The 12,616-nt window shown below is 44.1% G+C and carries 9 protein-coding genes and 1 tRNA gene; 5 read left to right on the top strand and 5 right to left on the bottom strand.

Going from position 1 to position 12,616, the window contains the following annotated elements; all coding sequences use genetic code 11:
* Positions 1–203: 203 nt before the first annotated feature.
* The 3 genes from ATK78_RS15710 to ATK78_RS15700 all read left to right on the top strand — a co-directional run bounded on the left by ATK78_RS15710 (position 204) and on the right by ATK78_RS15700 (position 1,852).
* Positions 204–1,124, top strand: a complete 921-nt coding sequence (locus ATK78_RS15710; protein WP_133577057.1) for an SDR family oxidoreductase — start codon at positions 204–206, stop codon at positions 1,122–1,124.
* A gap of 89 nt (positions 1,125–1,213) precedes the next feature.
* Positions 1,214–1,678, top strand: a complete 465-nt coding sequence (locus ATK78_RS15705; protein WP_133577056.1) for a redoxin domain-containing protein — start codon at positions 1,214–1,216, stop codon at positions 1,676–1,678.
* A gap of 100 nt (positions 1,679–1,778) precedes the next feature.
* Positions 1,779–1,852 (top strand) — tRNA-Arg (locus ATK78_RS15700).
* A gap of 545 nt (positions 1,853–2,397) precedes the next feature.
* Here ATK78_RS15700 and ATK78_RS15695 read toward each other — a convergent pair.
* From ATK78_RS15695 to ATK78_RS15675, 5 genes are all read right to left on the bottom strand, one after another.
* A complete protein-coding gene (locus ATK78_RS15695; protein ID WP_208112382.1) occupies positions 2,398–4,983 on the bottom strand; it encodes a TonB-dependent receptor in 2,586 nt (861 codons plus the stop codon).
* Positions 4,984–4,994: 11 nt separating this feature from the next.
* Positions 4,995–5,975 carry a GTP 3',8-cyclase MoaA gene (gene moaA, locus ATK78_RS15690; RefSeq protein ID WP_133577055.1) on the bottom strand — a complete coding sequence of 327 codons (981 nt, stop codon included), beginning with the start codon at positions 5,973–5,975 and terminating at the stop codon, positions 4,995–4,997.
* Between the two features lie 61 nt (positions 5,976–6,036).
* Positions 6,037–8,193, bottom strand: a complete 2,157-nt coding sequence (locus ATK78_RS15685; RefSeq protein ID WP_133577054.1) for a xanthine dehydrogenase family protein molybdopterin-binding subunit — start codon at positions 8,191–8,193, stop codon at positions 6,037–6,039.
* Between the two features lie 21 nt (positions 8,194–8,214).
* Positions 8,215–8,853 carry a hypothetical protein gene (locus tag ATK78_RS15680; RefSeq protein WP_133577053.1) on the bottom strand — a complete coding sequence of 213 codons (639 nt, stop codon included), beginning with the start codon at positions 8,851–8,853 and terminating at the stop codon, positions 8,215–8,217.
* A complete protein-coding gene (locus tag ATK78_RS15675; RefSeq protein ID WP_133577052.1) occupies positions 8,853–9,320 on the bottom strand; it encodes a (2Fe-2S)-binding protein in 468 nt (155 codons plus the stop codon). Before ATK78_RS15675 ends, ATK78_RS15680 begins: the two co-directional genes overlap by 1 nt.
* Positions 9,321–9,673: 353 nt before the next feature.
* Between ATK78_RS15675 and ATK78_RS15670 the strand changes: the two genes are divergently transcribed.
* Both ATK78_RS15670 and ATK78_RS15665 read left to right on the top strand, forming a co-directional pair.
* Positions 9,674–10,324, top strand: coding sequence for a hypothetical protein (locus ATK78_RS15670; protein WP_133577051.1), 651 nt, complete (start codon positions 9,674–9,676; stop codon positions 10,322–10,324).
* A 30-nt stretch (positions 10,325–10,354) separates the two neighbouring features.
* Positions 10,355–12,613, top strand: a complete 2,259-nt coding sequence (locus tag ATK78_RS15665; protein ID WP_133577050.1) for a xanthine dehydrogenase family protein molybdopterin-binding subunit — start codon at positions 10,355–10,357, stop codon at positions 12,611–12,613.
* Positions 12,614–12,616 lie beyond the last annotated feature (3 nt).

Here is a 12,616-nt window from a genome sequence, read left to right as displayed (position 1 = left end):
AAAGGCCCTTTTGTAAGCCCACAATTCGGTTTGCAAAGTTAAAATTTTTCGTCAAGAAATACATATATAAATAAAAAGTTTTTCAACAGTTTTATAATCGATATTTTAGCCGTTGTTATTGGGGTATTTGCAGGGCTATTTCAGGGGGTTATCCTTAGGTTAATTACCTTTTAAGGCCTTGTTTTAAAAAACAGATCTATTTGATGAAAACGGTATTAGTAACAGGCAGTAACGGGCTATTGGGGCAGAAACTAACCCAGCAGCTATTGATCACAAAGCAATTTAATTTAGTGGCAACTTCTAAAGGGGCAAACCGATATCCGGTTACAGCTGGATATGTTTATGCTGAAATGGACATTCTGGATGCGGAGCAGGTGAAACAGGTTGTGGAAAAGTATAAACCTGATGCGATCATTCATACCGCGGCGATGACCAATGTGGATACCTGCGAAGATCAGCAGGAGCTTGCCTACCGTTTGAACGTAGATTCGGTTAAGACTTTAACCCTGCTTGCTGAAACCTATAATATACAACTGGTGCATTTATCTACCGATTTCATTTTTGATGGTGCCGATGGGCCGTATGATGAGCTGGCGGCCCCCAATCCGTTAAGTTATTATGGAAGGACGAAGCTGGCGGCTGAAGAGGTTGTTAAAAATTCTAAGTGCAAATGGGCCATTCTCCGGACCATTATCGTTTATGGTATTATGGGCGACCTGAGCCGGAGTAATATTGTGCTGTGGGCAAAAGGGGCATTGGAAAAGAAAGAGCCGATTCATGTAGTGAATGACCAGTGGCGGATGCCGACCCTTGCTGAGGATTTGGCGGATTGCTGTCTGCTGGCTGTGAAGAAAGATGCGTATGGTGTGTACAATGCATCGGGAAAGGATATGATGAGCATTTCGGAGCTGGTGGCTAAAGTTGCCGATTTCTGGCACCTGGATAAAAGCTATATCCGGGAGATCAGTTCTGCCAGTCTGAACCAGGCTGCCAGAAGGCCTGTACGTACGGGTTTTATTTTAGATAAGACCATTAATGACCTGGGTTATGCACCGCATAGTTTTGAGGAAGGACTGGCTATCCTTGATCAGCAAATGGAAGCTCGAAAACGCGGTTCAGAGTAATCAATCTATTATCTGTGTAAAATCATCTTTATCATCTGCTCTGGCAGATATTGGGTACATCTGTATATTTGGGTATAAAAATATATATTATGGCATTACAAGTTGGCGATAAAGCCCCTGATTTTAAATTATTCAGCTCTGAGCTGAAAGAAGTTTCCTTGTCTGATTATGCAGGAAAGAAATTGGTAATACAATTCTTCCCAATGGCTTTTACCGGTGTTTGTACTGCCCAGTTGTGTACCATGAGAGATAGCTTTGGTTATTATGAAGGTATGAATGCTGATGTGGTTGGTATTTCTGTTGATTCTCCCTTTACGCTGGCTAAATTTAAAGAAGACCAGTCTTACCAGTTCCCTTTATTGTCTGATTTTAACAAAGAAGTTTCTAAAGCATTCGGTGCTTTTTATGAAGATTTCGTGTTTAATTTAAAAGGTGTGTCCAAGCGCGCAGCTTTTGTAATTGATGAGGAAGGAAAAATCATCCATGCAGAGGTTTTAGAAGATGCTGGTAATATGCCTGATTTTGATGCGATTAAGAAAGTTATAGAAGCATAGGGGATTGTTGTTTGCGTAGCGGGTTAGATTAATTTTATAAAATTATTGCGAAATTCAATTACAAGCGTTACTTTTGCAGTCCGTTAACGAAACGGGAAACGCATTTGTAGCTCAATTGGATAGAGCATCTCACTACGGATGAGAAGGTTTGGGGTTCGAATCCCTACAAGTGCACTTAGAGGGGGAATTGAAAAATTCTCCCTTTTTTTGTTTAAAATAAACAAAACTAAAGAATTCACTTTCAGATGATTGTGTGATAGAACTTCCATCATACCAGGTGTTCGATAAATACCCATTTTCATAGTATAAGTTCGAGTCGAACACCAGGTCTATGAGTTCTCTTTTTTCTAAAGTATCAGCTTTTTCATAGATAAAACGTACATCAGATGTGCAGGATGTCGTACAGTCCGAGATCAATCGCATGATGGCCGATCCGGCTTTAGTTCACCCAAGGAGATGGTGCGAGTTACAGAAACCGTTTGTACTTTAGTCCGGTTAGGGGGGGAATTTCAAAGTCCTGTTTGGAGTCAAAAAGATGTTTAAAAGTTCCCCAGTCGCTCTGATTATTTTTTTAGGCTAAGTGTAGATGTAATCCATCAATATTGATCCGTCAGCAGATGCAAAACCAAACTAAGACCCATCAATGGACGCTAAGTTTCAAAGGCAAGTGTGTCCTTTATGAGGAGAAATCATGCGACAATCGTGTTTATTACCTGGATCTATAATTGGTAAGTTAATGTTGTGTAATACATGCCACCTACAGATGGTCCGCCTAAGTAAGAATAATAATAATTATTCAATAGATTGGTGGCGCCAAGTTTTATCCTTAATTTGGTTTTCATCAAATCATAACTCAACTGAGCATCAATATTACCGTAAGATTTTACCTGTCCGTTTACCAGAAATGATTGCCAGTAATAACTGTTCTGATATTTGTACATCACCAAAAAGCTGAGACTTTTGATAACGTGTTCTCCCGCTAAGGATACATTGCTGATCCACTCTGGTGTATTAAAGCCATCTTCAAACCCATCATTATTTTCTGTCCTGCTTAATTTTGCATAGGCAAGATTGCCGCCGATCGTATAGCGTTCTAAAAATAAATAATTCATACCAAGGCTTCCACCTAAATTATAAACTACACTTCGGGAATTGGTATATAAACGGTATCGGCTTTGCCTGTTTCTGTCGTTAAGTGCGGTTGGGATAGAATCAGGTAAGATTGTGTTGGGTACGTTCATTTCTACCTGTGCAATAAAGTTGTTATACTTATTATAATAAAAATCGGCGTCTATTTTCAGTGTCCTGTCTAAAAATAATCCTTTGTATCCTATCTCCATGGAAGTAATGTGTTCCGGTTTCAGGTAGGTATAATAATTTTTTATCAGCAGTTGCTTTTGTCTCCGGATCGCATCGGCGGTGGATATACCATTGTTAAAGTCGTTGGTTACAGCCGCCTGAAACTGATCAACTGAACTACGCAGGTAAGCATTTTCGAATACGCCGTCCGACATTACTTTTAATCCTCCTACACGCCTTACACCGCCGCTATTCACATTAGAGAATGCTTCGAAGATACTTGGGAAGCGTGAACCGCTCTGATAGGAGATCCGGATACTTTGATTTTTATATGGTGTAATAACAGCAGTGAAACGTGGGTTCAGTTTAGCTTCAAAATAGTCGTTTTTATCCACCCTTAAAGTTGCGGTTACAGACACCCGGTTTTTTAATACGTTTTTTCTTGCCTGCACAAAAGCACCGGTTTTGCCGTAGGTGAAAGTATCAAATGTTTTTCCCTCTGCCGGATTGATAAAATAGTTGCCGTCGGGATGAATGAAGTACACCACGTAGTCTAAGCCTGCCAGTAAATCAAGACCTGTTTTTTCCCGGAACTGATTTCCAATAGCCTTTGAAATATCGGCCTGGGCCTCAGCATGGGCAAGATTATCTTTAACTCTCAATGCTGCACCCTGGTCCCAATTGTTGATACCTGCAAGTTCATTTAAGGAGTTTTGGAAAGCCGGAGTGCCTGGCTGTAGCCTGCCCTGGTCTGCCGCAATCCGAGCCCTTGCCAGGGCCTGTGCAGCAGTAGTTCCTGATTGTCCGATAGCATTGTTAAAAGCGGACGTGTAATCTGCATACCATTGGTTGTCATTTTTAAATTTACGGTCTTGATTTTCGGCAGCAGAGCGAAGATTGTATGATTTTCCTGTATTCTCGGTGGTCACAAATCCCCTGGCCTGAAAGATTTCACTTTTTAATTCAACTGCATGTTGTTGCAGCATGTAATCTTTTAAAGCAAATCGATTGGCACGCTGATAAACATTATTAATGCCTGCTATCCGATAGGTATAACTTAGCAGTGTTTTATCTGACAGTTTATAATGTAATCCAATATCCGCTTTAACGTTTTTAATATCATAATCGGTCATGTCTTTTTCATCATATCCAGTTCGTGAAACCTGATATTGTCTGCCTCCAAGTGTAATTCTTCGACGGTTAGATGATTCATTTCCATAACCGTTTACCGGATCATTGGCGGGATTATTAATCCCTCCGCCAATCCCCACACCACTGTTTGCGGTGGCATTCAGGTCCGTCCGGTCATTTGCAATCCAATCGTAACCTTTCGTGTAGGTGAAATTTACCTTATAGGCCAGGCGCGATGAAATTTTCTCTGCGATTCGCAAACTGGTTTCGGAGAATAATTTTGCCGGCGACTGAGGGTCATTGACATGAGTGATCCCTGTTTTTTGCTGTATGGTAATGCCTGTGGTTGTAAATGGATTTTTTGTGATGAAGTTAGCCAGACCGTTAATCGCATTTAAACCGTAAAGAGCTGAAGCTGTTCCGGGGATGATTTCAACTTTTTCAATATCCAGGTCGTTTGGTCCCATTGCATTTCCTATCGGCGCACCAATATGTGGTGCCTGGTTATCTATTCCATCTACCAGCTGAGTAAATCTGACATTCGTTGTGTTTGCAAAGCCGCGGGTATTGATGATTTTGAAACCCATGCTCGGGGTAAGCATCTGAACACCCTTCACATTTTCCAATGCATCGAAAAAGCTGGGTGCAGCGGAAAGCCTGATGTCCCTGCTGTTGAAGGTTTCGATCGTAACAGGAGCTTTCAGGATGCTTTCTGATCTCCGGGATGCAGAGACAACTACCTCATGGAGAACTTGATTTTCTAGTATGTCGACATTTCGAACCGTATCTGTCTTTATTTTGGATTGGGCAAAAAGTCCGTTATAGGATAAGAGCAGGACAACGATAAAAGGGGCGACTTGCAACGGTTTTCGCATTAATGTTTCTCTTACCCTCCAATAGTGATCATGCTGCGGTTATTGATGCTGCCGGCATCCAGTTGCTGGAAATGTTTGCCGAGTTGGCCGCCAAGTTCTTTCTTTTTGCTCCAGATGCTGGCTTTGATCAGTGGAAGTACGTCTTCGCCGTTTCGAAGAGCGGTAAGCAGATCAGTCTCCCCATCGCTGAACAAACAATTTTTTAGTTTTCCATCTGCAGTTAAACGCATTCGATTACAGGTGCTGCAAAATGGAGCTGTCATTGTACTGATAATGGCGAATGATCCCTGATGACCTGGTATCATAAAGCCTTTTGCAGTATCATGCGGCTCGGCCTTTACTGGCAGAATAGTGTAGTCTTTGCCGACGGTAGCCAAAATTTCATCAAGCGAAAACATCTTATTACTTGTCCATTTATTTCCGCTAAATGGCATAAACTCAATAAAACGTATTTGGATGGGGTTGTGCCGTGTCCATTCAATAAAGTCGTTGATTTCGTTATCGTTCAGGCCCTTCATTACGACCATGTTAATCTTCACGGTAATTTTGTGCTGCAGTAACAGTTCAATATTGCTTCGCACCTGATGGAAAACGTCTCTTCTGGTGATGAGCATGAACTTCTCTGGTTGGAGCGTATCCAGGCTGATATTGATACTCTTTATACCTGCTGTTATCAGTGCAGGCAGCAGCTCAGCAATTCTGGTTCCATTGGTGGTAATGACCAGCTCTACCGGCAATTCTCCCAGTCTGGAGATTATTTCTGCAGCATCTTTACGTACCAACGGCTCGCCGCCTGTCAACCGGATTTTTTTAACTCCGTGTTCCAAAAATATTTTTGCCAGGCGTAAAATTTCATCTGGCTGCATTAATCTGGAAGCCGGAGTAAAGTCGTAGTCTTCTTCAGGCATGCAATAAAAACACCGGAAATTGCAGTTATCAGTTAATGATATCCGCAGGTAGTCATGTACACGTCCGAAAGAATCTGCTATCATTGTTGGTCGATTATTTATTAAAGTTTGTTTAGTTGTCTATGTACCCTGGTTTGAATGGAGGTCATATGTTCTTCAGGTCAAAAGGAAGTTTGCGGATGCGCGTTCCTGTGAGATCAAAAATTGCGTTGGTAAGGGCAGGAGTAAATGCTGGCAGTCCGGGTTCTCCTACACCGCCCGCATCAGCAGTATTTTCCATAATATGTACTTCTATTGGTGGGATATCAGTAATGCGCGGCATTTTATAATCATAGAAATTTCTTTGTTCTACCAATCCATCCTTAAAAGTAATTTCATGGATGGTGGCTGCTCCGAGAGCCATTACGATGCTGCCTTCCACCTGTGCCTTGATAATATCAGGGTTAACATACCAACCGCAGTCCATAACCGCCCAGACCTGATCGATTTTTAACTTCCCATTTTGGTCTTTTGACACTTTAACAATCTGTCCAACTGTGCTTGCAAAACATTCGGTGATCGCTACGCCATAACCTTCATTTTTCTTTCTGTTTTTCCATCCTGATACTTCTTCCATCTTATCAATCAGTTTCTGACTGCGCTCGTCTTTTAGATGCTGTCTTCTTAGGTCCAAAGGATCTTTTCCCGCTTGGACGGCCAGTTCATCTAAGAAGCTTTCGTATGCAAATCCATTAGTGGAAGCATAGACAGAACGCCACCACATTGTTGGTATTGGGGTTTCAAACTGAACCTCCGCAAAACTTACATCCTTAATGCTTTCATAATATGGCTTTAAAAAGCCCTCGGAAGTACTTCGGTTGGCCTGATTGGATTTTGCTCCATTACGCCAATGATCGTTATTCTGTCCACACATTCTAAACTTGAGTGCAGTGATTTCTCCGTTCGTTACAGCACCCTGGCAACGATAGGAGATACCTGGGCGGTAAGGTCCCTGTGTGGCATCATCTTCCCTGGTCCAGATAACCTGGATCGGCGTTCCCATTTCCTTTGAGATTACTGATGCTTCGTGTGGATAATCCATAAATGCCTTTCTGCCGAAGCCGCCACCCAAAAAGGTCATGTTCACAATCACCTTTTCCCGTGGCAGTTTCATTTCGGTACTGATATAATCCTGTACCCAGTCTGGCGCCTGGATTGGACCCCAGATTTCCAGTTTGTCGTCTTGATAGTGCGCCACACAATTTACAGGTTCCATGGGACTATGTGACTGGTATGGTGTTTGGTACACTACATCTAAGGTATCTTTACTTTTTCCGAGCGTTTCATTCGGATTTCCCTGTTTGCTGAGGAAAAGGCCTTCGCTGCTTTTGAGCAATTCCTGTTGGCGCTGGTAAATTACCGGTGTACTGATGTGCTCAAATCCGGTATCGTCCCATTCTACCTTAAGTGCCTTTTTACCCTGAAGAGCAGCCCATGTAGAGGTTGCAACTACCGCAACGCCTTCGCGATAGGTCTTGAACACTAACATCTTTACTTTGAATACTCTTTTTACTCCGGGAACTTTCAGCGCGGCACTGTCGTCAAAGCTTTTTACTGTTCCCCGAAGCCTGGGATTTCGTTCTACGGCTGCATAGAGCATTCCCGGAAGTTTTTTGTCAAGACCAAATATTGCCGTGCCATTGGTCTTCATTGGGGTATCTAATCTTTTGAGCGGTTTTCGGATCAGTTTATATTCAGATGTCTTTTTAAGTACCACGTCCTTTGGTGCTGGAAGTTTGGCAGCCTCTTCTACCAGCTCTCCGTAATGAAATTTCTTATTTGTGATTTTGTGGATCACATGACCTGATTCTGCATAGCAATCGCCGGCAGGTACTCCCCATTTTGTAGCTGCTACAGTGATCAGCATTACCCTTGCCGTTGCGCTGAGCTTAAGCAGATTTTTATACCCGCTGCGGATGGTTGAGCTTCCTCCGGTTACCTGGTTTCCGTATTTTTTATTGCCTTGTGCTGAGGCGACTATAATATCTTTCAGGTCGACTTCAAGTTCCTCTGCGATGATTTGGGGAACGGACTGGTAGGAGCCCTGACCCATCTCTGCGCGATGGTTGAAAAGGGTGACTTTTCCATTGGTATGAATGTAAATCCATGGATTCATTTCTATGTCCGCATCGGCTGCACCATTTGTATTGATAATTGTTGCTTCTTCTGCGCTGGAAGGGAAATAGAATCCCAGGCAGAGTGCTGTTCCTGCCAGGCCCGCTACCCTTAAAAAATTGCGGCGTGATACTTCGTTGCTACTCATTGTTATTTTTTTAGATTACCTCTAGTCTTTTGGTGCATAGGCTCCTGTATTGAGCCAGAGTTGCCATTGTTTCTTGAATTCTGAATGGGTTAATGGTGGAAGGGTTCTCCCTTCGCCCGGTTCCCAGCCCCATTTTACCAATCCGTCGTCTGCATGCTCCAAAAGTTGTTTCATGTTTTTGTTGCCATTCTGTTTAGGATCCATAAGCTGTTTGGCCAGCTGGCTTGCTGTTTTCCCTTCGAACACCATTTTCATATCTGCCGGTGGCAGATGCCAGTTGGCGTTTCCTGGTGGCGCATGTAATCCTTTTGTATTCTCTGGCTGATGGCAATTGGTACATTTCATGGACAGGATGCCTTTTCCTTCATGGCCGCGTTTAGGGAACATCTCATGGATGTGGCTGTCATCACCCTGTAATGGAATATCACCGGATGGGTGACAGTTCATGCATCTAGGACTCATTAATACACGATATACTTGTCGGAAAGCCTTAACCGATGCTATGCTGTCTTTTTTGACAATAGGTATAACCTGTGTTTCCGGGTTTGAAATTTTATTTCCACCTATGCCGAAAGCCATAGATATAACCAGCACGGAGAGTGTACTTATAACAACCAATGTTCTTAACCCATTGTGTTTCTCTTTAATTTTTTCCTGCATCAGACACCTCCTTTTTTCTGCATTTCTGCAGCCATGTGTATGGCCTTTCTAATTCGTGGATATGTACCACAACGACAAATATTACCTGCCATGGCATTGTCTATGTCTTCGTCAGTTGGATTTGGTTTTTCTATAAGCAATACTGCTGCGGACATGATCTGTCCGGAATGGCAATAACCACATTGAGGTACGCTTACCTCGTTCCAGGCAATCTGCAGTGGATGGTCGTTGTTCTCTGAAAGGCCCTCTATGGTAGTGATTTGCTGCCCCTGAGCTCTTTTTAGCTTGGTTACGCAAGATCGTACGGCCTCGCCGTTTAGGTGTACCACGCAGGCACCACATTGCGCTACACCGCATCCAAATTTAGTTCCGGTAAGCCCTACCAGGTCTCTAATTGCCCAGAGAAGCGGCATTTCCGGGTCTGCATCTATCTGGTGAACCTTTTGGTTAATGTTGAGTTTGATCATAAAAGCTTGGTCTATCTGTTCACAATTTACAAAGAACTGATGTAATTTGTTTGTCTATCAGTAATATTGGTAGGCAAAACCGTAATGATGGTAAGTCCATCTGCCATCCAGATTCGATTGGTAACTAAATGTTCTGTAATTGACAAATCAAACTATAAATTACCACAATAGGATTGTTAATAGACGGCTGGGCTGATTTTCTAGACAGGTTATGGTTTTTACCCGACAGTATTCAGATTGGCAACTGGTCTATTGCATCCTGCCATTCATCTATGAGATTCCCCGAACTGTCTATTGATGATTAAATGTCGATTGAAATTGTGCTTATTTGTTTATAGAATAAGAAATTGTAAATGGACAACTCAGAAAAAAACAAACGCAGTTATTCAGTTCGGATGAGAACTTTTGCGGTAATCGGCATTCTGATGTCAATGGCTTGCCTGATGACTTTCGGTGCCGGGTTCACTTTGGTTGAGAAGGCGGCAATGGCACCTTCTGAAATCCCTGTAAAGGATAGTGTCGCTTCGGTCGAAGCATTTAAGGAGGTTTACAGCGTACTGATGAGTCCCCGCTGCATGAACTGTCATCCTTCAGGAAACATTCCCTTGCAGGGCGAGGACAGTCATCTGCATGCGATGCTGCCAAAAAGGGGACTGGATGGAAAAGGAGTTTATTCCATGAAATGTACAAACTGCCATCAGCCTGTCAATACCCCTGGGTTAAACACCCCTCCGGGCAATCCCGACTGGCACCTTCCGCCTGCAGATATGAAAATGGTTTTCCAGGGGCGCTCGGCTTACGAACTTGCCAAACAGCTGCTTGATCCAAAGCAGAACGGCAATAAGAATCTTAAAAAACTGATTGAACATGCCGATGATGGTCTGGTTAAAGCGGGCTGGAATCCTGGAGAAGGACGTAAGCTGCCACCATTAACCCATGCCCAGTTTAAAAAGGCGTGGATTACCTGGCTTACCACCGGAGCCTATGCCCCAAAAGATAAATAGATATTCATCCAAAGACAAATAAAGTCCAATATGGAAAAGAACAATACCGATTACTCCAGACGTGCTTTTTTAAGAGCATCGGCTCTTGCTGGCGGCGGACTGATGATCCATTTTTCCAGCCTTGCCAGTCTCGTCCTTCCAAAGAATGGTGAGGCTGTTGTTTCAGAGCAATGGAGCGAGCTCAATGGTTACATTAAGATCACTCCTGATAATTTGATCAAGCTGATCTGTCCCAACCCGGAATTCGGGCAGAATGTGATGACCTCGCTTCCTATGATTGTGGCGGAAGAATTGGATGTGGACTGGAAGCAGGTTGTAGTGGAGATGGGGCCGCACGATAATGTCAAATTAGGCTCACAGTTTACCGGTGGAAGTAATTCCATGAGGATGTACTGGCGGCCGCTTCGGGAAGCTGGTGCCACTGCCCGTCAGATGCTGATGCAGGCTGCTGCTCAGAGCTGGGAGGTGGTGCTGGAAGACCTGACTACAAAGGCCGGAATCATCTATCATGAGAAAAGCGGCAAAAAAGGAAGCTATGGTGAGTTTGCCTCCAAAGCAGCTGGTATTGCTGTTCCAAAAGGTGTAAAGTTTAAGGCCGTCAAAGATTTTAGTGTTGTTAGAAGTTCCAGGAAAAATGTAGAGGGTGCAAAGATTATTAGTGGTAAACCGCTTTTTGGACTTGATTATACCCATCCGGGCATGCAGATTGCCATGATCCAGCATCCGCCCGCTTTTGGAATGAAGCTTAAGTCTTTCGATGCATCTCAGGCATTGAAAATGCCCGGAATAAAGGATGTATTCAGTATGAAACTTTACGAAGATGGATTTGAGCAGGGGGGCTTTGATGTCCGTAGTTTCAATGAGCTGCTTGTAGTGGTGGGTAAGACAACATGGGAAGTAATGAATGCGCGTAAAAAGCTTGTTGTAGAATGGATGCCTGCGGGGGACACAAAAAACACCGTTGGCGGAAGGGGAGGGAAGCGGGAAGTAGTGGTTCCTGGTGAACTTGAGGATACCGATGCACAGCATACAAAGATGCGTGAGTACGCGGCAAAGCCTGCTCAACAGCTTAGAAAGGATGGCGATCCTGAAACTGCCTTTAAAAATGCCGCGCAGATTATTGAGCGTACCTATACCGCTCCTTTTTTAGCGCATAACTGTATGGAACCAATGAATTTCTTTGCCCATGTGACAGCGGAAAAGGCACTGTTGGTAGGGCCTCTGCAGGCACCGGGCTGGACAGAGCCTACACTTATGAAGGTGCTAAACCTACCTGCTGATAAGATCGAGATCCAGATGACCCGTATGGGCGGCGGGTTTGGCAGAAGGGCCTATGGCCATTATCTGGTAGAAGCCGCATTGATCTCAAGAAAAGTCAAGGCACCTGTAAAGCTGATCTATACCCGCGAAGATGATACTACATACGGAATTTACCGCCCGATGTACACCGCCACTTACCGTGCCGCGCTGGATGCCGACAAAAAGCTGATCGGATTTCATTTGAAGGGTGGGGGGATCCCGGAACATGCTGTGCATGCAAATAGGTTCCCTGCCGGTGCTATTGATAATTATCTTGCCGAGGGCTGGCAGATCGCCTCGAATATTACTGTAGGTGCCTTTAGGGCACCGGGATCAAACTTCGCCGCTGCAGCCGAACAGTCCTTTTTGGACGAGCTTGCTGAGGCCATGGGCAAGGATCCGATAGATTTCCGCCTTGAACTGCTTAAAAGGGCTAAGGATAAACCTGTTGGCAGGAACAACGACTATAACGCGGATCGATATGCAGCAGTACTGCAACTGGTAAAGGAAAAATCAGACTGGAACGGTGCAGACCACGGGAAATATAGCAGGGGTGTTGCGGCCTATTTCTGTCACAGCTCTTATGCTGCGCATGTGGTTGATATGGTAATCCGCGATGGGCAGCCTTATGTGGAAAGGGTGTTTAGTGCAGTAGATTGCGGGATTGTTATCAATCCCGATGCGGCAGCTAATATGGTTCAGGGCGCAGTTGTCGACGGGATCGGCAATAGCCTTTATGGAGGGCTTACGCATAAGGCGGGGGTAGTAGAGGAAAGTAATTTCCATAAGTACAGGATCATTCGCATGCACGAGGCACCAAAAAAAATAGAGGTTACGTTTGTGCAGAACGAGATCGATCCTACCGGACTGGGCGAACCGCCTTTTCCTCCGGTCTTCGGAGCAGTGGCCAGCGCGCTGTATAAGGCTACCGGAAAGCGTTTTTACCAGCAGCCTTTTTTGCTGACCAGACCAGGTTTACCAAGCGCATAATGC

It is taken from the genome of Pedobacter metabolipauper (assembly GCF_004362715.1).
In the GTDB taxonomy this organism is placed as follows: domain Bacteria; phylum Bacteroidota; class Bacteroidia; order Sphingobacteriales; family Sphingobacteriaceae; genus Pedobacter; species Pedobacter metabolipauper.
The sequence above is the reverse complement of the archived record's forward strand: the minus strand, read 5'-3'. Positions and strand labels throughout refer to the sequence as shown.

What these genes read in the sequence shown, in the direction of transcription:
- ATK78_RS15685 (WP_133577054.1), bottom strand. Translation starts at nt 8,193, where the DNA reads ATGAGTAGCAACGAAGTATCACGCCGCAATTTTTTAAGGGTAGCGGGC.
- ATK78_RS15695 (WP_208112382.1), bottom strand. Translation starts at nt 4,983, where the DNA reads ATGCGAAAACCGTTGCAAGTCGCCCCTTTTATCGTTGTCCTGCTCTTA.
- ATK78_RS15680 (WP_133577053.1), bottom strand. Translation starts at nt 8,853, where the DNA reads ATGCAGGAAAAAATTAAAGAGAAACACAATGGGTTAAGAACATTGGTT.
- ATK78_RS15670 (WP_133577051.1), top strand. Translation starts at nt 9,674, where the DNA reads ATGGACAACTCAGAAAAAAACAAACGCAGTTATTCAGTTCGGATGAGA.
- ATK78_RS15705 (WP_133577056.1), top strand. Translation starts at nt 1,214, where the DNA reads ATGGCATTACAAGTTGGCGATAAAGCCCCTGATTTTAAATTATTCAGC.
- ATK78_RS15710 (WP_133577057.1), top strand. Translation starts at nt 204, where the DNA reads ATGAAAACGGTATTAGTAACAGGCAGTAACGGGCTATTGGGGCAGAAA.
- ATK78_RS15665 (WP_133577050.1), top strand. Translation starts at nt 10,355, where the DNA reads ATGGAAAAGAACAATACCGATTACTCCAGACGTGCTTTTTTAAGAGCA.
- moaA (WP_133577055.1), bottom strand. Translation starts at nt 5,975, where the DNA reads ATGATAGCAGATTCTTTCGGACGTGTACATGACTACCTGCGGATATCA.
- ATK78_RS15675 (WP_133577052.1), bottom strand. Translation starts at nt 9,320, where the DNA reads ATGATCAAACTCAACATTAACCAAAAGGTTCACCAGATAGATGCAGAC.